Genomic DNA, 24,470 nt, shown 5'->3' on the forward strand with positions numbered 1-24,470 from the left:
TGGGGGAAAATTATGAATAAAAAGACGAAAATCATTACAATTGCAGCTGTTTCAGGGGGAGGTAAAACTACTGTTACAGAAAGATTAACTTATAAGTTAATAAATTCAAAAGCTCTATATTTTGATAGCTACCACTTTGATAACTGTCCTGCAGATATTTGTAAATGGATTGATGATGGAGCAAATTATGATGAATGGGTACTCAAACCATTAATTAAGGATATTCAGCATTTTATACGAGATAGTAATGTAGATTATATTATTGTAGATTATCCTTTTGCATACTTAAATAGTGAAATGCGGCAATTTATTGATGTAACTATATTTATAGATACGCCTTTAGATATTGCGATGGCTAGAAGAATTTTGCGAGATTTTAAGGAAGATACAAGGAGTGAAATACATAATGATTTAAAGCATTATATAACATATGCTAGAAAAGCTTATTTGGAGGCGCTTCATACTGTAAAGCCAAATTCAGATATTGTTTTGGATGGATCTTTATCTGTAGATGAAATAATTAATCAAATTGAAGAGGAACTTAATCGAAGAGAAGTGATCGTCGATGGTTAAAAGTATAGAAAAATATGTACAAGTTGATGATTTTAGAATGTATTCAAGAGTATTTCAAGGAAAGAAGTTGCAGCCAGTTATTATAATGGATGCAGGTTATGGCGATTATTCAAAGGCATGGGAGCATATTGCTGAAGAACTGACTGAATTTGGGACTGTACTTACATATGATCGAGCGGGATTGGGGAAAAGTGGGGTTAGTTCCAAACGACGTATTAGTTCTGAAATGATAAAAGAATTAAGAAGTTGCTTAGAGAAATTGCAACTGAAACCGCCTTATATTTTCATAGGACATTCTTTTGGCGGTATAAATGCACGTTTATTTACGACTTTTTATCCCGAGAATATGATGGGAGTAGTTTTAGTTGATTCGACACCAGAAAATTATAAAGAAGCTTTTTTGCCGATCATGTCTCCTGAATTTCAAGAAGCTTACTATAAACAATTTGTACATGAAAGTTCTTATGAAGAGTTTATGTTTAGTCTAGGTGAAGCAGATAAACATTGTCAGTCGACGAGAGATATTCCACTCGTCGTGTTAGCTGCTGGTAAAAAAGCTTTTTATTCGCAAGATGCACAAATAAAATGGTTACAATTGCAAGAAGAATTATTAAGATTATCAAACAAAAATAAACTAATAATTGCAGAACAAAGTGGTCATTATATTCAAAAAGATGAACCACATTATATGATAGATGCTATTAAGTGGATAATTGAGGTAGGGGAGGGATAAACGTGTACACTTTATTTCGATACAATTGGCAAGTAAGAGATGATTGGTTTAAGTGGTGTGAGCAACTTTCAGAGGAAGAATTACTCCGCAAACGTGTTGGTGGTGTTGGAAGTATTTTAGAAACATTATTTCATATTGTTGATGTTGAGTATAGCTGGATTAATGCGCTTCAAGAAAAAGAAGATCGGGCACCGCAGTTTAAAGAGTATCAATCTATCCAAAAAGTGAAAGCGTTATCTGATTTATATAAAAGAGAAATAGAAGATTTTTTACAAGTATGGTCAGCTAACTTAGAAGGTAAAATATTAAAAGCTTCATGGACAGATAAAACATATACATATGGTGAGGTCTTAAGGCACGTAATTGTACATGAAATTCACCATATCGGTCAGTTATCTATATGGGCGAGGGAGTTAAATCTTCAGCCTGTTTCAGCGAGTTTAATTGGGAGAGGACTATAGATTTATAAAACAGCTTGCACTGAAAATGCAAGCTGTTTTATATATATAAGAAGATTTCCTAGTTGAAATCCTCGGATTTTTTCTGACGTATATGTAAGAACATTAAAATTGTTATAATGAAGAAAATTAACAATGTTTGTATAATCAAATTTTTAAACTGAAGCAAAACTGCCCAAGATGTAACAGCATCTTTAAACGCTTGGAGTGCAGAGTATGAAGAAGGATCAAAGCCGTACTGAAGTAACTTTTTTGTTTCAATAAAAGTACTGTTTTCATTTTCGGCGTCTAATATTACTGAAATAAGTCTAGTATCTCCTCGTTTTGCTGTACTGACAAAACTATAATTACCATTAGTTGAAAAACTAGTTTGTAAGCCATCAACACCTTGGTGTTTAATGTTTTTATTAAGGGAATAAATCATTTTATTGGTGTTGAAAACTTTCGTATCTTTGAAGGTGAACTGGTAAGAGGTTAGTTTTGTAACGTTCAGTACATCTGGAAAGTCTGTTACTAATTGTGTTGCTAGTTTAGCAACTTCAATTGCTGTTGTAGTTGAAAGTTTATTTGTATCGTTATTCATTCCAGTAGCGTTTAGAAACGGAGATGATTGTGATAACTTTAGGTGTTTTGCTTTTTCATTCATTAACTGTGTGAATTTATCTTCGTTTCCAGCGATGTGTTCTGCAAGAGCAAGTGCGGAACGATTATTTCCTGTCAATAACAGTGTATGAAGTAAATCACGAACCGTCGTTTTATCTTTCGAAGTTACTTGTATAGGACTCGTTTCTGCTCGGAAAACTTCGTTACTTATTTTTACTACTTCATCTAACTGTATAGTTCCTTCATTTAGTTGTTCCAGTGTGATATATTCAGTCATTAATTTAGATAAAGTAGCTGATTGTATAGGAGTTTCTTCATTTTTTTTATAAACAACTTCACCAGAATGAGCATCTATTAAAATAGCTGATTTAGCTTGAATAATTGGGCCATTTACATAAAGGTAAAAATATAAAACGATAAGTGCGGTAATAAAAAAAGATAATAATAAAATAGCGAATTTTTTTAAGAATTGCATAAGCGATCCTCCTATTATGACATCGATAATAATATTGTAAAAAGGAATGCTTAATTAGGAAGAAAGAAAAGGTAAAGAATTTCTAAAGAATTATAAAGGATTATTAAAATTTGGATGTTGCTGGAAAATGAAAGGTCCAATTTCTTATATCGTAAGAAATTGGACCTAAAATTAAGCTGTATTAACATTTATATGGTTGTAGTTTTACAGTGAATGTTGTTTTTTTGTCATCACTATACACTTCAATTGTTCCTTTATGCAATTCGACAATACTTTTTGCAATTGCCAATCCGAGTCCAGATCCACCAGTGTTTGTAGAGCGCGATTTCTCAACGCGATAAAAACGTTCAAAAATATGAGGTAAATCGGTACTAGGAATAGGTTGGCCGTAATTGGTTATATCGATTGCGATCATATTATTACTTTCATAAGCAGTAATATCAATATAATCACCATCGTTACCGTAAGCGATAGCATTAATAATTAGATTTTCAAATACGCGCACTAATTTGTCTCCATCAGCTAATACCATTAACTTCTTTGATGGGAAAAAGGGGCGACAATCAATATTAGCCTCTTGAAGCTGTATTCGAAATTGAACGGTTAATTGTCCAAGAAGTTCTACAATATCAATAGGGACAGAATATAAACTTAATTCTTTATTTTGAACACGTGTATATTCAAACAAATCATTCATTAATGCATTAAGACGGGTTACTTTATCATAAATGACTTGTATATAATGACGTAATTCCACTTCATCTCTATAATTATCATGGTGGATTAAATTCACGTATCCAACTATAGAGGTAAGAGGAGTGCGTAAATCATGTGATACATTTGTAATCAATTCACTTTTTGCTTGTTCTGCCTGTCTTTCTTCATCAATTGAGACTTTCAATTGTTCAACAATTTGATTAACCCCGCTTGCTAACTCTTCCAAATAATTATGGTTTACGATAGAAACTTTATGATTGAAGTTTCCATTTGCAATATAACGAATCTCTTCTATCATTTTTTTAATGCAAGTTTCATAGTAAAGCTTTCTTTCATGACGGTAAAAAATGTATAGGTAAGATGAGAAAATCGAAAATAAAAATAAATAAGAGACGATCATCATCCAAAGAGATTCTTTTATTCCTTTATATTTTTCATAACCAAAAATTCTAATGAACTCTTTGCCGAGTTCGCTTAATGTAAGTGAACTTTCAATTACACTTGTAACAAGACGATATATAATTAATTCAGTAATAGGGGTAAGTGTGATAGCTAACATGAACCAAAAAATTAACTTCCACTTTGGGATATCCTTTAATATATCAAATGCTTCATTTCTCAATTTTATAGCCCACTCCCCAAACAGTATGAATAAATTTTTCTCCATTCATTCCTGTTTCAAGTTTGTCCCGTAAATTACTAATGTGGACCATTACAGTTTTATTTGAACCATAACCATCTTCATTCCAAACACGTTCAAAAATTTCTTCGGAACTAAATACTCTCCCCGTATTACTCGCAAGTAAATATAAAATATCAAATTCAATAGATGTAAGCTTAATATATTCTCCATTGACTTTAACTGTATGATTATGTTTGTGTATTTCAGCAGAACGAATGCGAATCATACCATCTTCATTTTTGGAAGAAGTGGCATTTTGGAAAGATGATCTTCGTAGTAAAGCTTTCACTCTAGCTACTAATTCTAATGGATTGAATGGTTTAATCATATAATCGTCTGCACCAGTCATAAGACCTAATATTTTATCCATATCCTCTGCTTTTGCACTCAACATAAGAATAGGTACAGTATTATTCTCACGAACCTCTTGGCAAACTTCTAATCCGTTTCGTTTTGGCATCATAATATCCAAAATCATAAGGTCAACTTCATATGTAGAAATCATTTGCAATGCTTCATCGCCATCGTATGCTTTATAAATGTTATAGCCTTCATTTCGCAAATAAACAGCAAGTAATTCAACAATTTCTTTATCGTCATCAATAATTAATATGTTTTTATTCATTATGTAGTTCCTTTCCTTACAAATCATTAACATTACTATAATATCAAACATTTATGTGTTTTGTAGGAATGATTCTCTATAAAATTTCATGTAACGTATAAAAAAGGGATTAAAACATTAATAACGAATACAAATAAAAAGGATATTTAAATACAGCGTTATATTGAAAGTTAGGAAGAAGGGGACATACGATGCTATATAAGGATATATACTCATTTACTCCAACTGGAAAAATTGAAAATGATATAAAAGCTTTTCTATTAAAATACAATAAAGAAGTTACATATAAACATTCAATTCGAGTGGCAAATGAGTCTCGTAAAATTGCAGTTATGTATCATGTAAATGAAGAAAAGGCAGCAATTGCAGCATATTTACATGATATTAGTGCAATCTTTCCAAATGAAGATCGGATTGTAGTTGCTGAGCAATTTGGAATAGAGATATTACAAGAAGAACGAGAATTTCCAATGATTATTCATCAAAAGTTATCGAAAGTAATTGCAAAAGAGATATTTAAAGTGGATGATGAAGAAATTTTGAATGCAATTTGCTGCCATACTACACTACGTAAACATGCAACGAAAATGGATTTAGTGTTATTTGTTGCTGATAAAATAGAATGGGATCAAAATGGAGCGCCACCATATTTAGCAGAAGTAAAAAAAGGATTAGAAAAATCTTTAGAACATGCTGCTTTTGCATATATTTCATATTTGTGGGATAGAAAAGATAAGTTGAAAGTTTTGCATCCTTGGTTAGAAGAATCATATTGGCAGTTAAAAGAAATTGTAGAGTAGAAAGGGTATGAAAATGTAGCTAAGAAAATAAATGAATCAAAGATTTTCTGGGGTTACATTAGTGCCGTACATTTAATAAACACTTATTTGAAGATATATTTTCAAAAGAAGATAAAGTGTTTTTAATAACAAATGGTTATCGATTGAAAAAGGAAAATGTGAAAAATCTACAGAAAATAAATATATAGACGATTTATTTAGAAAAGAGACTTAAAGCATCATATAAGGCAAGAAACAATGCCATTTTTATTTAAAGATGAAGAAGTTGCTTTGTATTGTACATATCAATTTTCATTAAAATGGTTCACTGGTGATATAAAGCATAAGCGACCTATTTAAACACCGAATTATAAAGGTTTTCCAAATCGTTTTCCTCGTTTTGGACGAAAAAAGAAACTTCTTATCCAGATGTATTTCTCATAAATATAACAAAAGATATTATTATGTTTATGTATGATGATAGAGGAAGTGAAGTAATTACGAAGAATAAAGAAACAATACGAAGTTTATCCCGCTTTAATGGGCAGTAAGACCCCCACCTCAAAATTCAGCGAAAACAAAGAAGTTAGGTGGAGATCGGGCTGCCCATAAAAGTCCGATTGGTGAGGGCTGATTAAAGTTTCACTTTATATGAGAAATATAAAGAGTGGATTCCAGATTATGAACGAGAGAGGATAGATAAAGTATTTACATGATAACAATAGGGGAAGTGAAGCGTGTAATGAAACGTATTGCAATTGTAGCAGCTTGGGAACCTGAACTTACGTATTTGCATCAATATTATCCAAGTAAACGTATTGAAAAAAGAGCAGCTTGGGAATTTCATTTTCATACTATAAATGATCTGGAAATTATTTCAGTTATAACTGGAGTTGGGAAAGTAAGCTGTGCAAGTTGTGTACAATTATTAATTAGTGAGTTTCAGCCAGATGAGTTGTTTATGACAGGAATATGTGGAAGTCTATCAAATAAGGTGAAAAATGGACATATTGTAGTAGCTCTTAATGCAATACAACACGATGTTACTGCTGCCGGTTCGGGGGAAGATGTTTTTAATTTATATAATGGTAGGACAGCACCTATTGAAACAACAAAGTGGCTTGTAAGAAGAATAAAAAAGATACGATCATATGATCCGATTCATTATGGTACATTTTTATCTGGAGATCAACGTATTCGTAGTTCAGAAATGAGATATTTACTCCATACTGTATATGGAGCATTAGCGGTTGATCAAGAAGTGGCAGCTTTTGCTTATGTGTGCCAAATCAATAACAAACCTTTTCTATGTTTAAAAGCTGCTTCAGATCAAGCGAATGATAAAACGAAAGAGGAACAAAAAATCTTTAAAATGTTAGCATGTGAACGAGCGTGTGAGCATTTAATTGCTTTTTTACGTGTATATGAGATTAATGTAGTAAATCATAGATAGTAAGAGGGGTTAATATTGCACCATTTGTTATAAAACAAATTAATAGTGACAGATATGTAGGGAAGTGTCCGTTCATTTCAAATTAAGCAGTAGAATTCAAAATTAAAGTATGATGTGACTAGTAGATCTTATATATTTGAACATTAGTTTAACACGAGTAAGTGGGGGATAATTTTATATGATTCAATATAAAAGATGCAGTGAGATAAATATAGATTTAGTGTATGAAGCTTTTAGAGATGGCTTTTCAGATTACATTATTAAAATGGAAGTTTCAAAGGAAGATTTTATAAAAAGATTTTTTGGAGCTGAAGGGAATTCACTAAAACATTCATTTGTTGCTTTAGAGGGTAATAAATCTGTTGGTGTAATACTTGGCGGGATAAAGGATTATGAAAACATAAAAACAATGCGCTGCGGAACATTAGCAGTTCATCCCAATTACCGTGGTATTGGTGTGAGCCAAAAGTTATTTGAATTACATAAAGAAGAGGCGATTCAAAATGAGTGTAAGCAACTTTTCCTTGAAGTCATTGTAGGCAATGACCGGGCGATTCGTTTTTATAATAAATTAGGCTATGAAAAAGTGTACGATCTATCTTATTATAATTTAAAAGATATGACTAAAATAATACATAAAGAATGTAAGGGAATTGAAGTAAAACAATTAGAATTCCCTGCTTTTAAAGTTGAAATTCAGAAATGGTTACACTTCCATATAAACTGGCAAAATGATATGGATTATATCGAAAAAACAAATCATACATTTTATGGCGCATATGTCGATAATGATTTAAAAGGTTCTATATGTATAAATGAACAAGGTAAAATTAGTTTTATTTTCGTAGACAAAGAGTATAGAAATCGTGGTATTGGATCAAAATTATTACAAGTAGCAAGAGATGAGTTGAATTTAGAAAGCTTATTAATTAGTTTTCCAAACAACAGTTTACTGGAAGGGTTTTTAAAGAAAACTGGATTTGAAAAGAATTCTTTAGCACAATATGAAATGTATGTATTACTGTAAAAAGCGAAAGAAGTTATTCTTTCGCTTTTTATTTTTGTACTATACTGATATTTTACTTTGTATAATATTCTTTTTTTATGTAGAATAGATAGGAGGGGATAAAATGAATAACGGATTAAAGCTTAAGATTGTTGAGTTGCATTGTTTCGTTCAAAAGACTTATTCTGATATGAAAATAGCATGTGATATTGCTATTTATCAAGAAAACACTTCTAAATATTTAGTTTCATTAGGATTTTTAAATAAATCATATATGACTTATATAGAAGCAAGAAGATTTTATCGTGAAAATGAAGAACTTGTAAGTGTAGAATTTGATAATTTCTTTCATACATATGATATATTAGAACAGGAGTTAAAAAAAGTTATTTCAACTGAAGATAAGAATCCTTCATTGTTACATAGTAGATTTGATCAGTTTCAGCAGAAAGTTGAAAATATAAATGACCTAATAAAAGTATTGCAAAATGCTCGTTAATGAATGCTTTTTTCTGTTTATATAGAAATTATGCATTAAAAATATATTAGGGATATTACATATTGAAGGGATGACTTTTGTTGATTACAAAAGTCATCTTTTTATGATAGGAATAAATTGTATGGATTTTAGCAGTTTCATATTTTAGAAAATTATACGAGGAAAATAACATGAAAAATAAAAAAGAAATAGCTATAGTTGCATTAACAACAGGATTAGCTTTAGCAAGTGTAACACCATATGGGGTAGGTTATGCAGAGGAAATGGTTCAAATGCAAGTTGATGTTCAAGAGGATTCGTTTCGTACCGGTGAACTTACACAACCATCACAAAAGACGCCAGAGAATGTAGTGAAAGATGCACTTAAGGAAAAGACAGAGCATGCTTTGTCTCCAAAACAAGTTAGTGGAGACAAAGGGGTAGATTACAAGGTTCTTCAAAAACGTAGTTCATATGATGGGACGACACTTTTGCGTATGCAACAAATATATGAAGGAAAAGAAGTATATGGACATCAATTGACTGCTCATGTAGATAAAAAAAGTGTTATTAAAAGTGTTTCAGGAGACAGCGCACAAAATTTAGCAAAAGAAGATTTAAAGAATCCTATTAATTTATCAAAAGAAGAAGCAAAACAATATATTTATACGAAGTATGGAAAGGATATTCAATTTATTTCTGAGGCAGAAGTTAAGGAAGTTATTTTTGTTGATGAAAATCGTGGGCAGGCTACAAATGCATATCAAGTTACATTTGCAGCTGCCACACCAAACTATGTATCTGGAACTTATTTAGTGGATGCTCATAGTGGTGATATGTTGAAAAATATGGTGCAAGAGTCAGATTTAAAAGTAAGTGAAGAGCGTGTTGAAGCTATTCAGGAGAGTAAAAAAAGTAATTTTAAATCATTAACCGGGACTGGAAAAGATGATTTAGGAATAACTCGTACATTTGGTATTTCTGAACAAAGTAACGGGAAGTATGCGCTTGCCGATTATACAAGAGGGCAAGGAATTGAGACGTACGATGTAAATTATAGAGATATTACTTTTGAAGATAAATATTATCCTGGTATATTAGCAACTAGCACATCAACAACATTTAATGACCCAAAAGCGGTAAGTGCTCATTTCTTAGCGACAAACGTATATGATTTTTATAAAGACAAATATAAGCGTAATAGTTTTGATAATAACGGAAAAAAAGTAGTTTCAGTTGTACATGCATGGGATTCAGGAGAAACAAATGATCCTAAAAATTGGGGGAATGCATTTAGCGCTAATATTAACAATGTTAGTATGCTTATATATGGTGATCCAATGGTTAGAGCGTTTGACATAGCGGGCCATGAATTTACACATGCGGTTACATCTAGTGAATCTAATCTTGAATTTTTTGGAGAATCCGGGGCAATTAACGAGGCATTATCTGATATTATGGGAACGGCTATTGAGAAATATGTAAATAATGGAGAATTTAATTGGACAATAGGAGAACAAAGTGGATCCGTTCTCCGTAATATGAAAGATCCATCTTCAGTCAAATTTTTTGATGGAGTACCGTATCCGGATGATTATAGTAAATTCAGTGATTTAAACGGAGAGGATAATGAGGGCGTTCATTTTAATTCAAGTATTATTAATAAAGTCGCATATTTAATTGCACAAGGTGGTACTCATAACGGTGTAACTGTAAATGGTATTGGTGAAGATAAAATGTTTGATATTTTCTATTATGCAAATACTGATGAATTGAACATGACTTCTAATTTCTCTGAATTAAGATTAGCGTGTCTTAAAGTTGCAACAAATAAATATGGGGCAAATTCCATTGAGGTTGAAACGGTCCAAAAAGCTTTTGATGCGGCAAAAATTAAAGGACCAGTGAAAGAAAACGAAAAAACTGAGGCAAACCAAGTCCCAGGGCTAACAGTACCGCCAACAATTACACTACGTGTCGGTGATAAGTTTGACCCAATGAGCAATATAACAGCTATTGATAAAGAAGATGGTGATTTAACAACTCGAGTAGAACATAAAGGTGATGTAGACACTTCTAAACCAGGCAAATACATTGTGGAGTACTCTGTCGTTGATTCTCAAGGTGGGAAAGCAACGGTAACACGGACTGTAATTGTAGAGGGAGATGGAGAAACATCAGATCTAAAACCTACATTAACAGTTCCTATTGCAGCGACAATTACTGTAGGAGAATCATTCGATCCGATGGCAAAAGTAAAAGCTATTGATAAAGAAGACGGCGATCTTACTTCTAAAGTAAAAGTTGAGGGGGAAGTAGATACCTCTAAAGTCGGTACTTACATAGTAACGTATATAGTTACAAATTCTAAAGGCCATGAAGAAATTGCGAAACAAACTGTAACAGTCACAGGTAGAGAAGAAGTTAAGAATGACATACCAATACTAAAAGTACCTTCTACAACTACAATTACTAAGGGAGATGAATTCAATCCGATGGTAGGTGTATCAGCTACGGATAAAGAAGACGGTGATCTTACTTCTAAAGTAGTATATAAAGATATTGGAGATACCACTAAAGCTGGTACTTTTGAAATAATATATAGTGTGACAGATTCTGTAGGTAATAAGGTACATGCAATACAAAAAGTATTAGTGAAGGATACAGACGCTAGCAAAGCTAAAGGTAGTACTAATAACGGTAATATCCAAAACAACAGTAATTTCGATAAAAAAGAATCTACATATAAAGAGCTTCCAAACACGGGGGGCAGTACAACTAACAGTACAACAATGGGCTTATGGATGGTTTTTGCAGGTATAGTGTTCACTTTAGTTCGCAAATTTAGAAAAATATAAAAGTAGATAGTACAGCTTATTCGTTTGAAGAATAGAGTACAAAAATAATTGTGCATCATGAACTGTTTTCATAACTCATTTTTGTTAAAGCAATCACCATTTTTTCTTAATTTATTTTAGAAGGTAGAATAATAGTAAACATAGAATATATTAATAATTAAAATGTTTACGAGGTGAAGGTGATGGCAATAAAACAAGACGAAATTAAAGTAGTAGTCGGAGCAGGGGTGTTTAATAATAATCCTGGATGGATACAAACGCAAGAAAATGAACTTAATTTACTAGATAAAGCTACGTGGGAAGAAAGATTTGAATACAATTCTATTTCAGCTATCTTAGCTGAGCATGTATGGGAACACCTTACGTTTGAAGAAGGTGTAAGAGCTGCTGAAATTTGCTATGAATTTTTAAAGCAAGAGGGGCATATTCGGTGCGGTGTTCCTGATGCATTTTTCCGAGATGAGGCGTACCAAAAGATAGTTCAAATAGGTGGACCTGGCCCAAAAGATCACCCAGCAGCAAGTCATAAAATTGTCCATACCTATAAAACACTAATGAAAATGTTTGAAACTGCTGGATTTGAGGTAGTTTTACTTGAATATTGTGATGAAAATGGTCAGTTTTATTATAATGAATGGGATGCAAACGACGGTGTTATTTTCCGTTCGAAAAGGTATGATTCTAGAAATAAAGGTGATAAACTTGGTTTTCCATCGTTAATTGTTGATGCGATTAAACGATAAGTTTTTCAAGTAAGTAGATTTAGTATAATAATTTCATGAGTCATAGCGTTTCTTTATATGCTGTAATTCTATGTTCGATGAAAATGAGAACGCAACATAAGGGGAATTCCTTAAAGTTGCATAATATGAATTAAATTGAGCATAAGAAATATAATACTAATTATAAAATTGGCAGAAAGTAGTCTTTCTGCTTTTTATTTTGCAAAGGGGATGAATATACTATGCAACCTATAAAACAAGTGGCATTAACATGTATTACTCATGATCCAACAGGGAGCTTATTATCTGCAATAAAAGAATTAAAAGAGGAATTGTCAAACTTAAATTATGATGAGAAATATATAACAATTAGTAATGTAACACCAAAAGAGATTGTAAAAGAACTAGAGGAAAGTAACTTCCATATAAATATAGTAGAAAAATTAGGTGTAGGGAATGCGCGTAGGGATTCTTTAAAGTTTGTTAGTAACTATGATTATGATTACTATCACTATTGTGACTTTGATCGTTTGCTAACTTGGATTAAAGAATATCCAGCTGAACTTAATTCCTTCATTCAGAATATAGTAGATGTAGATTACTTAATCATTGGCAGAACAGAAAAAGCTTTTCAGACACATCCTGAAGAATGGCAAGTTACAGAATCAGTATCAAATAAAATTATGTCATTACAATTAGAGAAACAAGTAGATATTACAGCTGGTTCATGTGCGTTATCAAAACGAGCAATTGATTACATAATAAAATATTCTAAATGCAGAATGACTGATGGAGAATGACCGATGATTATAAATACTTTTACAGATTTTAATATTGGTTACATTGCAGTAGAAGGTTTAAAATACGTGAACAAGCTTAACCAAGATAATCTAGTTGATCCGATAAAAGCATGGTCAACTAGATTAGAGCTCTCATATATAATAAGTCAATCCATTTTGGAGCTAACAAAAACCTCTTAAATTAATGGGGTGTAATAGTGATTTCTTTTTTAATTGAAATCATGTAAAATAAAGAACATACATTCGTTTTGACGAAAAGGGGGTTAATTAATAATGTTAGCAGTAATAGAGAAACAAGGTAATGAATATGTAGTGCAATTTGAGCGTTATTTTTCATATTCAATAGAAGAAGTTTGGTCTGTTTTAACAGAAAACAGTAATTTGAAAAAATGGATGTCTAATTTACAAATCGAAAGCCTTAAAACAGGTGGAATAATCAAGTTTGATATGATGGACGGTTCATTTATAAATATCGATATTTTAGAGTGTCAAGTAAACGCAGTGCTTGAATTTACTTGGGATAAAGACTGTGTACGATTTGAAATACATAAAGAGGAAAATGGTACTCTTTTACTTCTTAAAGAATACATTCATGAGTTAACAGATCATACTCCGAAAGATATAGCGGGTTGGCATATTTGTTTAGATCTTTTTTCCTCCGTACTAGAAGGGAAAGAAAAAGAATTTTCTAAAGATGAATGGCAACAGTGGTTTGAAATATATAAAGATAAGGTTCTTGAATTAAGAGTGTAATCAACTTAAAGGTTATATTCATTGTGTAATTATTATATTGCAAATATGATTTTAATGAGAAATAAGAATAGAGGTTAATATGAAGGTAAACCAATTAATTGCTAATAACATAAACAAATTAGATACAGTCATTCCATTTAATAAGTCTTTTGGAATCGCTGGTTTATCAGGATCAGGTAAAACAACTTTTTGTCAAACAATTGGTGAAGAATCAAAAAAACGATTAGTTTCTTTATTACCAAAGGCTGAATATCAATATTTATTTCCTAATATCATGGAAACGAATTTTAGTGCTATTAAGATGGAGGATATGCCTTTAGTACTTTTTCTGGGGAAATCATCAATTTCTTCTAATCCACGTTCAACGCTAGGTACTCATACTGGTGTTTTCACTGAAATTCGCGAAAAACTTGCTGACGTATTTCATCTTTCCCCTGAGGTTTTTTCATTTAATAACCAGTTAGGTTGGTGTTCTGGTTGTAAAGGCCGAGGTACTAATAAAAATATTGAGTGTAAAAAATGTAAGGGAAAACGTTATAGTGAAGAAATTGAACAACATACTATAGATTTATTTGCTAAACCACATACCATTTCAAATATTAATGATTTAAGTGTTGAGTCTATTCTTTCGCTAGCGGAAGTGTTAAATATTAGTGAAGCAAAGCAACATATATTACAAAACATAATAAATATGAACATTGGTTATTTAACATTAAATCGAATAATGGGTACGTTGTCAGGTGGAGAGTTAACACGACTATATTTAGCTGAATTCATGGCAGTAAGTGAAAATGCTGTAATTATTATTGATGAGATTTCAGTTGGACTTGATCATGGAACATTATTACAAATATTAGAAGAGATCAAGAAATTAGGGTGTAAAAATCAAATTTGGCTTATAGATCATTCAGATACAGTACTGGATACAACAGATGAGCAATTGTTCTTTGGACCTGGTAGCGGAAAATATGGTGGACAAATTGTGAAAGAATCACCAAGACCAAAATCAATACTGTGCGATCTAAATAAAGAAGTACCAACAGAATATTATACATTCCAAGAATTATATTGCCGTAATATCCAAATGGTGGAGTTTCAGATTCCTAAAAATAGGCTTGTAACAGTTACAGGAGAATCTGGTTGTGGGAAATCTACTCTTGTCAATGAATGTTTAGCTACAGATTTCTTGAAACGATATCCAAAAGATAAACTAGTTATGGTAGGGCAAGATCGAAATCAATCCATTACAAGTCGATCAACTGTAGCAACTTTTCTAGATATTAAAAAGAAACTAACAAAGTATAGTGAAGAAATTGATAATATTTTTGAGCGTTCGATTGAAGATATTATTGGTGAACTTCCAAATGAAGATATTGCGTATAAACGCTTGAGTCTACTCATTAAATTAGGACTTGGTTATTTAACGTTAGAACGAAAAACACAAACATTATCAACAGGTGAGTTTCAATGTGTTCATTTAGTTTCGGAGTTATTTGCAAACACTAGAAATCCACACACATTATTTATTTTTGATGAGCCTTCAAAAGGTTTATCACAAAATATTTTAAATCAATTTATAGATAGTGTTAGAGGGATATTGCAAGATGAATCAGTCTCTATCATCATGATTGAACATAATAGTTACATGTTAGAAAGCTCTGATTATATTGTAGATTTTGGGAAAAGACAGCTTGAATCTATCAATCATCTTGATGTAGTAAGTCATGAAGATTATTATCGTCAAAAAAGCAGTGTGAATAATGCTGAACAAATACATATTTCTTCAGCCCTTAAGCAGAAGGAAGGCGTTCATTATTTAGAAGAAGATCATATTAACTATTTTAAAAATGCTGAAAACATTTATAAGGGTGGTATCTTAAAAAGCTTATCATCAATGGCGCGTTTAATTTATGGTGAATATGAATCTGATACAATTGCACCGGTTATTGCTATTGATTTTGAGAGGCATTTATATAGTCAATATAGTTTTTTATATGAGGTTGGTGGACTAATTAATCATATTGTAGCTGCTCATCCAACTAATAAAGATACGAGAAGTTTTGATTTCTATTCACAGGACAACCATTGTCCATCTTGCTCTGGACGTCTTCAAATTGAAGTTTTCGATAAAGATATTACAATTCAAAATAAAAACGTTCCATTTTGGGATGGTTTATTCGATCCGGAAATCATGAAAGTATTAAAATTTTATCAATATGAAAAAATAGAATTTCTATTTGATGAAATTAAACATGAGCTTGGTCAAGATTTGTCAAAGAGCTATAATGAAATGTCCGAAGAAGAAAAGCATACGTTTTGGTACGGGTATTTTGAAAAATCATTTTATGATAAAAAAGGAAAGACACGCAGAACATGGGTAGGTTTTAATACGATTATTGGTGGATATATTGTTATTTCAAAAGCACCTATTAAAGAAGAAATTAAGACTTCTAAAGAAATGGTGACATGTCCAATTTGTGAAGGGACGGTTTTAAATCATCATAAACCACTTAAATTTGGCAACTCAGATATTCGTGAAATTATCAATCAGCCAGTTGATGAAGTGTTGAAAATAGTCGGTGATTTACCTGCACTTCATAAATTGAAGGATATAGTTGGTGGCGATATGAGATTGACAGAAGATGTTTCTTTATTGCCAAGAAAAGTACAAGTTGCATTGAAAATGTTTGAATTAGAACAGGCAAGCTTTTCAAACTATGAAATAGTGTTACAAAATGTCTTACCATTCTGGGATAAAATAAAAGGAAATATCGAATTCATTAGTGGTAATAATCAAGTAACTGTTTGTGATTTCCCTAATGTTTATGAAACGAGAGAAAACATGATAGATAAGTATTTCACAAATGGTAAATATAAAAAACTTACGTATGTATACGAAGCATTTGGATATAAAAAGTTAGTTACCCAAATTAATAAAATTAAAAAAGGTTATCCATGTCCATTCTGTAAAGGAAAGAAAGTTATAACGGAAGATAATTTGCATGATGGTGTCTTTAAATTAACAATTCCATGTGTAACTTGTAATGCAAGTGGTATTAATGACGAAGGACTAAAAAAAGTTGTTGAGGGTGTGGATGTACAAACATGGTTAACTGGAAAAGTTAGTGATGTTGTGGATGAGAGCTTATTAACAGAGGCTGTTGAGCAAATACCAATTTTTAATCGTATTCGTGAATTGGATAAACGAGATATGATGGCGGTTTATGAATGTCTTGAGCGTAATCAGTAAAGTTTTATTAGCTTATGTGTTATTAACATAACTTATATAAAATGTATATTCTTTATAATATATATTAACACAGTATGATTAATACAAGGTAATGAAAGAAGATTCAATTTCTTAATGTTAAAATTAAGAAATTGGATCTTTTATTATTTTTATGTTCCGCATACAATGTTTTTTACTAAGAAAAGAATTATGGAAAGGGAAAGGAGGAGAGATGGAAAACTAAAAAGAATAAACAGGTGATATAATTATGTAATTATTATATTATAAAATCGATTAATAAGCATAAAAATAGTTCTTAGGTTATTGTTTTCTTTATCAACTTATCCGTAATTACAATTAACCAATCATACATAATTATCTCTCCTTCTATTATAGTTTTCGTATTGGACTATATAGTGCAATAAAAACTTCAACTAGCTTCGTGAAAGCAGCTAAAGCAAATACAAGTACTGGATTATAGGCTGAAATAATACCTCCTACTAATGCCCCGAGTGGCATAGCTAATCGTGTAAGTACACGTGAAAACCCTAAAACCCTTCCTTGCATATTTGATGGAACGGTTTCCTGGCGAACTGTGGCTACAATTGTATTCCATGCAATATTGCAAGTCATTGCAATACCGAAAGCAATTCCAGGAACGAACCAATATGTATTCCAAAGTGCAAAAGTTAAGCCAATTGCTCCAACAAATAGGAGTAAAGGAATTAGTATGCCGCGCTGCAACCTTTTTTCTAAAGGAACTGCAATAAAGCTTCCTAAAAGACCACCTATTCCAATTAATGAATAATTAACCCCACTTTGTTCTGGGGTAAGTTGTAATGTGGATAATAAATAATACATGAATATACCTAAAACTGCACTTGCTCCAAAGTTTCCTATCATAGCTTGAAAAGATAAAGCTAAATTTAAGTGGTCATTTTTGAGCCATTTAAATCCATTAACCAAATCAGATAGTATATTTTGAAGTGTATTTTTATCTTCACATTTTTTATTTGTGGTTTTCATAGACGGTAATAACATCACAGCAACTAATGTTGCAATAAATGAAAGAACATTAATCCAAAGCAACTGAAAGCCGCCAATAAAAGAAATGAAGACCCCAGCTATCATTGGACCAAATAAACTAGCCAATTGATTGATCATTTGATAGAAAGAATTGGCCTTCGTTAAGGATGCTCCAGCAATTTGCGGAATGACTGTAACAGTTGTTACATCAAAAAGCATGGACATAACTGCTAACATAAAAGTAATTATGTATAAATGCCAAATTTCTAATAGATGTAATGAATGTAGTATTGGAACAAGACTTACTAAAATAATATTGGTAATATCCGCTACCAAAAGTAACTTTTTTCGATCATAACGATCAATTATTACACCAACTAAAGGACCAAATAAAACGATTGGCAATACGTTAATAGCAAATAAAGAACTCATAATGACAGCTGAACCGGTTAATTGATAGGCAATCCAAGGTAACGCAAAAGTATACAATGAGTCCCCAATTCGTGAAATGAGTAAACCAAAAATAAAAATCTTATATTCTTTAGAAAAAGTTGTCTTTACGGTAAGGCTACGTCCTTGTATAGGTTTCACACTGTTTATACCACCTTTATGATAGAGGAATTTGAAAATCATCCGTCCAATACTTGTTATATATATAATTCTGTAATTTTTTGGTGAATCCTATTTTTTGCATGTATTTTAAGGAGGAAATAAAAATGAAGAATATAAAAGGAGTCTGTACTGTTTTATATAGTATGTATGGTTGGGAAGAGATGTAGATTATACATGTAAATAAACCATAAAAATGTTATGTAAACTATTTGTGCATATGAAATATATTTTCCTTATAATTTGTATTTTATAATATATAATAGAAAGTAAGAACATTTTGGTAGTTATTGAATGAAATTAAGAGCCTGTATTTGAAAGGAGTGATGTTTTATGAACAAACAGAAGAAAATCAAGCATGAGGTAAAAATAATTTGAGTATGCGTATCATACCTCTATAAACTACGTTCGCTCAAAGCTAGGAGCAGCGCATGATAAAAATTACAATAGGAAAAAATCAATACCCAATAACATTAGCTGAGGAACATAATTTTGATTGGTTAAAGGGGGTAGAAGTATTTACTGTTTTTGATCAGCAAGATTCAGGAAATATTAGCTTTGGTATTATTGAAAATGGACATCGTTACTTTTTGAAGTATGCCGGTGCACGTAATTTAGAGTACAAAGGTAATGTAGCGGATGCAATTCAACGATTAATGAAAGCAAAAGAAATATATGAACAAATTCAACATCCTTTACTAGTTCCATATATTAATTGTATTCAAATGCAAAATGGGTTTTGTTTAAAGTTTCATTGGATAGATGGGGAATGCATGCACAATCATTGGGACTTTACTCCGTTTGAAAAGCACCATTCACCAAATTCACCTTTTGTTAAGTTAAGACAATTATCCGTGATGGAGAGACTTAACATATTGACTCAGATTTTTGAGTTTGCAACCTATGTGGAGTCACTAGGCTATGTCATGGTTGATTTTTATGACGGTAGTATTTTATATAATTTCGAGCAATCAAAATTGATGATTTGTGATATTGATTTTTTTCAAAAAGCACCAGTGTTTAATGAAATTGGGGAGAATTTTTGGGGTACAGCTCGCTTTAAAGCACCAGAGGAATATGAACTGTATGCACAAATTACAAGCGAAACGAATGTGTATGTATTAGCTGGAATTGCTTTTTCCTTTATCGGTGGAAAAAATGATAAAAGCTATGAAAAATGGGAGAGCTCACAAGAATTATATAATATATGTAAAAAAGCGCTGCATAAAGAAAAAAGTAAAAGATACCGCACTATTCAAGCGTTTTATGAAGCTTGGCTTACAAATATAGAATAAATAATCAATATTCATTTTAATTTATATGTATCAACAAAGGGGAACACATAAAATGAACGAATTAGAGTACAAAAACTTTTATGATAAAGTAGGAAGATTAAATGGATGGGATTTTGGTAAGATAAAATGTGAAACTGCAGGAGATTCAGGGGACTTTTATAGAGAGGTAAAAGAAAGATGCAAACCATCACATATTTTACTTGATGTTGGTACAGGCGGAGGAGAAAATGTACTTAATATAGCATCATCAGCTAAATCTTTAATTGGAATAGATAATTCTAACGGAATGATTGAAAAAAGCACATTCCAATTTGAGAAAATCAGGTGTACAAAATGTTGAGTTTCTGCAAATGGATTCTGAAGCTTTAACGTTTCCACATGTTTATTTTGATATTGTTTCAAGTTGTCACGCACCATTTGCAGCATCCGAATTAGCAAAAGTAATGAAACAAGGTGCTTTTTTCTTAACACAACAAGTAAGCGAACATGATAAATTAAATCTTAAGGAAGCATTTGGGCGAGGACAATGCTTAGGTGAAAGAGATGGCACATTAAAAGAAAAGTATATGAGTGAACTTATTAGTGCAGGATTTGAACTCGTGCAAGTACGTGAATATGATGTGACTGATTATTACAGAACGCCTGAAGATCTTATTTTCTTATTAAAACATACGCCTATTATTCCTAATTTTGGAGAAGAGGCAGAAGATTTTACTATTTTACAAAGTTTCATTGATGTTAATAGTTTTGAAAAAGGGATTCGTACGAATTCAAAAAGATTTATGATTATTGCTGTAAAATCATGATGTATTTTATTGTAGAAGCTGCTTTTCGTTTGAGGAAAGGCAGCTTTTTTGTATGGAAACAATGCAGGATAAATTTAAATATTCATACTAAAGTTGTAGCTTTTATATGAAAAAATCCACCCTTCTGTTTGATTTTATCTATTTATAAATGTAATACAATACGAATAGATAATATGAAACAAGGGGGAATGTAACGTGATTACACATATATCAGATATAAAATTACAAACGGTTTCGATAGAAGGGGTAAAGCAAGTATATAAGGACATATTATCTTTTCCAATAAAAAAAGAAACGGCATCATTTATTCAATTTGAAGTAACACCTTATACAACCATTAGTTTTCAAGAAGTATACGAACCAATCGCACCTGCACATTTCGCTTTTGAGATTCCATATTCAAAATTTCATGAAACAGTAAGATGGTTAAAGGATTCTGGATTACTCATTGTGAAATGGCAAAATGGAAATGTAATTGGTGAAGAGAATGGTCTATTCAATGTATACTTTAAAGATGGGGATGGAAATCTACTCGAAATTATCGCACATAGTTATGTTAAGGAGAATGTATTAGTACCGCAGTCACCTTTAAACATTTTATATATAAGGGAAATTGGTCTTCCTGTTAAAAGTGTACCTATTTTTAGGGAATGGCTGAAATCAAATTTAAATATGAAAACGATGGAAGACGGGGATATTTTTAACTTTGTAGTTGGCGGCACTGCATATATCGTCGCAACTTGGTGGCAGCGACCTTGGATCCCAATTGCGATGAAAGCTTTACCACCGAAAGTACATGTTTCCTTCGGAACACCAGATCAAGCATTTTTACAACGCATACAAAATAACTTGAAGAAAAATAGTGTTCCATATGAATGTAAACATAATGAAGTATCATTTATTCAGCAAGGATATTCATTTACTATCTTGCATACACCAAATCTCCATGCTGATATTCCAAGTAAATTAAATTTACCGCTTTCTATTTAAGGATGGAAAGTGGTAGATTTTTTGTATCTTCGTAAAGAAGGTTTTTGTTATGTTTACAGTGAATGTAAAGAAAGGGAAAAGGCACTATTCAAATTTATTTTATGGAGGTAAACGAAATGAATCTAGATAATCTGATTGCAAAAGGAAATACAGCAGAAATTTATCTATATGACAATAAGATTGTAAAATTATTTAAAGATTACCTCCCAGATACAGAGTCTATGAATGAAGCGAAAAAACAAAAATATGCTTGTTCATGTGGACTACCAGTTCCAAACATATTTGAAGTGATAAAGATACAAAATAGACAGGCGATTATTATGGAATACATAAAAGGGGATAGTATTGGTAATCTCCTGCTCAATAATTTAAATAAAGCAGAGCATTACATAAATATTTGTGTTAATGAACAAAAAAAGATTCATTCTATTTGTGTGAACACAGATGAAATAGAATCAATGAGAGGAAGGTTAGAGCGACAAATAAAATCTGTACATAAATTAGATGAAAAGCAAAAGGAAAATATATTGAATAAGTTACATTCAATTAAATTTGAACCTAGATTATGTCATGGGGATTTCCATCCATTTAATCTAATTTTGAGTAAAAAGAATGTGAATATTATAGATTGGGTAGATGCTAGTTCAGGTGACATTCGTGCAGATGTGTTTCGAACATATTTATTATATGCGCAGTCTCATATAGAATTAGCGGAAATGTATTTGCAAATATATTGCAATAATACCGATCTAACAAGAGATGAAATCTTTCAATGGGCTCCTATTATTAGCGTAGCTAGATTTACCGAGAAAGTATCGCTGCAAAATGAAGTGTATTTGAGCAAACTTTTGAATCAGTATTTATAAGTTGTAAAAAAGGTTGTCTAGTAGATAATTAATAATTGCTGCTGTTTAACTACAAGGAAACTTAGTGAAACAACAGCATTTTTAAATTTTGATATACGTATATTTATTTTTAATCTTCATCCTATAGAGGTTCATTATCCGTACTTGTTCCTCAGTAAATTCTTCTTTAACCCAATACATATGCATTAAGCTATATTCAAAAATCTTTTTTAATTTAATAAACTATGGAAACTTCTCGATCATCTCTTTAGGTAGTTCATTTTCTTCTTGGTACCCTTCAAATAGTGCTTTTGTAATAGAATGCTCGTACTCAACGATATTCTCATTTCCAGCAAATGAATATTCTATTGCACTATAAATAGGAACAGCTAAATCGAATAGGTAAAAATGTTTTTCGCAATTTTGAAAATCAATCATTGTTATGGTTGAATTGTTTTCAACTAAAATATTTTCTAACCATAAATCTCCGTGAATTAAGCCGTAATTTGAAGTGGATTTTTGTAGCTCTTTCATTATAACTTCCTTTCAAAACTTTTATTTTTTAACTAGAGAATTAAAAGAATCTTATTTTACAAAATTCATATTTCATTTTTGAAATCCTTTAAAATGAAATATGATGTAAATTGATCTTTAATAATTAGTTAAGTCTTACCAGCATACGAATGAACACTAAATTGAAAAATGAATAGAAGGTATGTCAAAATAAGATAGGTAAAAAATATAAAATTAATACATATATATAGATTTTACAGAATGGCTCATGTTATAAAACACAAGAAATATCAAAAGAATGAAATGCACTTCTCTTATACTTTTATATAAGGAGTGAAGGAAATGAATGAACATATACAGCAGATGATTGATTGGATTGAGCGCAATTTGAAAAAGGGATTTTCATTAGATGAATTATCTCGTTACATGGGGTATTCTCCTTATTATTGCTCTTTTAAATTTCATCAAGTAACGGGTTTCAGTATGAGACGCTATATTCTTCTTAGAAGATTGTATTTATCTACAGAAGATTTAAAGAATGGTAGGAAAATAATTGAGATCACATTGGATTACGATTACTCTTCCCAAGAAGCTTATAGTAGAGCTTTCAAAAATGTTTTTGGAATGAATCCAAGAGAATACCAACTTAGCAAAATGACTATTCAATCATTTGTTAAACTAAATTTAAATAAAGAAGGGGCGTTTAATATGAATATTTCTAGAAAATTAGAGGTTGAACAGTTACGAAATAGGAAGAGTGAGCTATTTGATAAAGAAGTACTTAACATATTAAATGGTCAAGTTATGTATGAAGAATTTAAAAACGAAAAGTTAATGGGTGATTCTGATTATGCACCATTTAATGAGGCGATGTGTGTGAACCCCGCTACTACAAAAATTTTTGATGACGATTTTATTAAAACAAGAGCGGAAGGACACAACAGTTCCGTAGAAAGTTATACAAAAAAGGTTATAGATCCGCTAGAAAAACTTTTTACGAAAAAGTATAAATGTATTGTCTTATGGTTTGGTGAAGATATGTTTTGCCAAATGAATCTACTTACAATACTTTCATATCTTGAACAGTCTTATTATGAAGGGAAAGTATATTTAAATAGCTTCAGAGAGGATGAATTTAAAGTAAATCAAATTGAACTTGAATTAGGAAATTATTCTTCGGTATACAATGAAGTATTAGTAAATCATAAAAAGACTTTCTATAAGGTACCACCTGTAATGTATCAGACTATAGATCTATATTTAGAAATGCTAAAAGAAGACAATGCTGTAATGAAATTTATCTTTAAAAATAAAGACGTATCAACTCAAGAATTATTAACGAAGTTGTTTCATTTTTTTCCAACAATTGGATATGGAGATATTCAGTACATAGAACTGATTAATAAAATAAAGAAGAAAACTACACCTAAAATATAAGTGTA

General features: G+C 31.2%; 19 protein-coding genes and 5 pseudogenes. 19 read left to right on the plus strand and 5 right to left on the minus strand.

Features of this window, described 5'->3' with window-relative positions:
- Nucleotides 1-12 precede the first annotated feature (12 nt).
- Genes PDQ68_RS02640 through PDQ68_RS02650 form a run of 3 tightly spaced genes read left to right on the plus strand, consistent with a single transcriptional unit; the run spans nt 13 to nt 1,767 of the window.
- A complete protein-coding gene (locus tag PDQ68_RS02640; RefSeq protein WP_061182903.1) occupies nt 13-573 on the plus strand; it encodes a nucleoside/nucleotide kinase family protein in 561 nt (186 codons plus the stop codon).
- Complete coding sequence (locus tag PDQ68_RS02645; protein WP_061182904.1) at nt 566-1,306, plus strand: alpha/beta hydrolase; 741 nt, start codon at nt 566-568, stop codon at nt 1,304-1,306. Before PDQ68_RS02640 ends, PDQ68_RS02645 begins: the two co-directional genes overlap by 8 nt.
- Before the next feature lie 2 nt (nt 1,307-1,308).
- Nucleotides 1,309-1,767 carry a DinB family protein gene (locus PDQ68_RS02650; RefSeq protein WP_061182905.1) on the plus strand — a complete coding sequence of 153 codons (459 nt, stop codon included), beginning with the start codon at nt 1,309-1,311 and terminating at the stop codon, nt 1,765-1,767.
- Nucleotides 1,768-1,825: 58 nt separating this feature from the next.
- Here the strand turns inward: PDQ68_RS02650 and PDQ68_RS02655 are convergent, their stop codons facing one another.
- The 3 genes from PDQ68_RS02655 to PDQ68_RS02665 form a co-directional block, all read right to left on the minus strand.
- Nucleotides 1,826-2,842, minus strand: a complete 1,017-nt coding sequence (locus PDQ68_RS02655) for a D-alanyl-D-alanine carboxypeptidase family protein (RefSeq protein ID WP_016717536.1) — start codon at nt 2,840-2,842, stop codon at nt 1,826-1,828.
- A gap of 181 nt (nt 2,843-3,023) precedes the next feature.
- Complete coding sequence (locus PDQ68_RS02660) at nt 3,024-4,181, minus strand: sensor histidine kinase (protein ID WP_001243288.1); 1,158 nt, start codon at nt 4,179-4,181, stop codon at nt 3,024-3,026.
- On the minus strand, nt 4,171-4,866 hold the full coding sequence (locus tag PDQ68_RS02665) for a response regulator transcription factor (RefSeq protein WP_001038817.1): 696 nt from the start codon (nt 4,864-4,866) through the stop codon (nt 4,171-4,173). Before PDQ68_RS02665 ends, PDQ68_RS02660 begins: the two co-directional genes overlap by 11 nt.
- 191 nt (nt 4,867-5,057) lie before the next feature.
- Between PDQ68_RS02665 and yqeK the strand changes: the two genes are divergently transcribed.
- The 11 genes and pseudogenes from yqeK to PDQ68_RS02725 all read left to right on the plus strand — a co-directional run bounded on the left by yqeK (nt 5,058) and on the right by PDQ68_RS02725 (nt 16,965).
- Nucleotides 5,058-5,666, plus strand: coding sequence for a bis(5'-nucleosyl)-tetraphosphatase (symmetrical) YqeK (yqeK, locus tag PDQ68_RS02670; protein WP_061182906.1), 609 nt, complete (start codon nt 5,058-5,060; stop codon nt 5,664-5,666).
- A 68-nt stretch (nt 5,667-5,734) separates the two neighbouring features.
- A pseudogene (locus tag PDQ68_RS02675) lies at nt 5,735-6,196 on the plus strand (DUF3885 domain-containing protein); the annotation flags it as partial.
- A gap of 164 nt (nt 6,197-6,360) precedes the next feature.
- Nucleotides 6,361-7,098, plus strand: coding sequence for a phosphorylase family protein (locus PDQ68_RS02685; RefSeq protein WP_116733359.1), 738 nt, complete (start codon nt 6,361-6,363; stop codon nt 7,096-7,098).
- A gap of 11 nt (nt 7,099-7,109) precedes the next feature.
- Nucleotides 7,110-7,184 (plus strand): annotated as a pseudogene (locus tag PDQ68_RS02690) (NADH-flavin reductase); the annotation flags it as partial.
- Between the two features lie 92 nt (nt 7,185-7,276).
- Nucleotides 7,277-8,125 (plus strand): GNAT family N-acetyltransferase, encoded by an 849-nt coding sequence (locus PDQ68_RS02695; protein ID WP_061182907.1) that lies wholly within the window; start codon nt 7,277-7,279, stop codon nt 8,123-8,125.
- Between the two features lie 103 nt (nt 8,126-8,228).
- Nucleotides 8,229-8,603 (plus strand): hypothetical protein, encoded by a 375-nt coding sequence (locus tag PDQ68_RS02700; protein ID WP_016717541.1) that lies wholly within the window; start codon nt 8,229-8,231, stop codon nt 8,601-8,603.
- Nucleotides 8,604-8,773: 170 nt separating this feature from the next.
- On the plus strand, nt 8,774-11,440 hold the full coding sequence (locus tag PDQ68_RS02705) for a M4 family metallopeptidase (RefSeq protein WP_061182908.1): 2,667 nt from the start codon (nt 8,774-8,776) through the stop codon (nt 11,438-11,440).
- A gap of 182 nt (nt 11,441-11,622) precedes the next feature.
- Nucleotides 11,623-12,183: a class I SAM-dependent methyltransferase gene (locus PDQ68_RS02710; protein ID WP_016717543.1), complete on the plus strand. Its 561-nt coding sequence runs from the start codon at nt 11,623-11,625 to the stop codon at nt 12,181-12,183.
- Between the two features lie 221 nt (nt 12,184-12,404).
- Nucleotides 12,405-13,142 (plus strand): annotated as a pseudogene (locus PDQ68_RS02715) (hypothetical protein).
- Between the two features lie 93 nt (nt 13,143-13,235).
- The gene (locus tag PDQ68_RS02720) at nt 13,236-13,715 is read left to right on the plus strand and encodes an SRPBCC family protein (protein ID WP_016717545.1); all 480 of its coding nucleotides are present in this window, start codon (nt 13,236-13,238) and stop codon (nt 13,713-13,715) included.
- Between the two features lie 79 nt (nt 13,716-13,794).
- Nucleotides 13,795-16,965 (plus strand): ATP-binding cassette domain-containing protein, encoded by a 3,171-nt coding sequence (locus tag PDQ68_RS02725; RefSeq protein WP_061182909.1) that lies wholly within the window; start codon nt 13,795-13,797, stop codon nt 16,963-16,965.
- Nucleotides 16,966-17,334: 369 nt separating this feature from the next.
- Here the strand turns inward: PDQ68_RS02725 and PDQ68_RS02730 are convergent, their stop codons facing one another.
- Complete coding sequence (locus tag PDQ68_RS02730; RefSeq protein ID WP_061182910.1) at nt 17,335-18,561, minus strand: MFS transporter; 1,227 nt, start codon at nt 18,559-18,561, stop codon at nt 17,335-17,337.
- A 449-nt stretch (nt 18,562-19,010) separates the two neighbouring features.
- On the opposite strand from PDQ68_RS02730, the gene PDQ68_RS02735 reads away from it, so the two are divergent.
- The 4 genes and pseudogenes from PDQ68_RS02735 to PDQ68_RS02750 all read left to right on the plus strand — a co-directional run bounded on the left by PDQ68_RS02735 (nt 19,011) and on the right by PDQ68_RS02750 (nt 22,536).
- Entirely contained in the window at nt 19,011-19,874 is an 864-nt protein-coding gene (locus PDQ68_RS02735) for a serine/threonine protein kinase (protein WP_016717548.1), read from the plus strand.
- A 52-nt stretch (nt 19,875-19,926) separates the two neighbouring features.
- Nucleotides 19,927-20,680 (plus strand): annotated as a pseudogene (locus PDQ68_RS02740) (class I SAM-dependent methyltransferase).
- A 195-nt stretch (nt 20,681-20,875) separates the two neighbouring features.
- Nucleotides 20,876-21,670 carry a VOC family protein gene (locus PDQ68_RS02745; protein WP_061182333.1) on the plus strand — a complete coding sequence of 265 codons (795 nt, stop codon included), beginning with the start codon at nt 20,876-20,878 and terminating at the stop codon, nt 21,668-21,670.
- 116 nt (nt 21,671-21,786) lie between these two features.
- Nucleotides 21,787-22,536, plus strand: coding sequence for an aminoglycoside phosphotransferase family protein (locus PDQ68_RS02750; RefSeq protein WP_061182332.1), 750 nt, complete (start codon nt 21,787-21,789; stop codon nt 22,534-22,536).
- 81 nt (nt 22,537-22,617) lie between these two features.
- On the opposite strand, the pseudogene PDQ68_RS02755 reads toward PDQ68_RS02750, so the two are convergent.
- A pseudogene (locus tag PDQ68_RS02755) lies at nt 22,618-23,049 on the minus strand (phosphotransferase enzyme family protein); the annotation flags it as partial.
- A 321-nt stretch (nt 23,050-23,370) separates the two neighbouring features.
- Here PDQ68_RS02755 and PDQ68_RS02760 point away from each other — a divergent pair.
- The gene (locus tag PDQ68_RS02760) at nt 23,371-24,465 is read left to right on the plus strand and encodes a helix-turn-helix domain-containing protein (protein WP_061182393.1); all 1,095 of its coding nucleotides are present in this window, start codon (nt 23,371-23,373) and stop codon (nt 24,463-24,465) included.
- The last annotated feature ends 5 nt before the right edge of the window (nt 24,466-24,470 follow it).

Origin of the sequence: Bacillus cereus group sp. Bc010 (assembly GCF_027716745.1) — a bacterium.
In the GTDB taxonomy this organism is placed as follows: domain Bacteria; phylum Bacillota; class Bacilli; order Bacillales; family Bacillaceae_G; genus Bacillus_A; species Bacillus_A pacificus.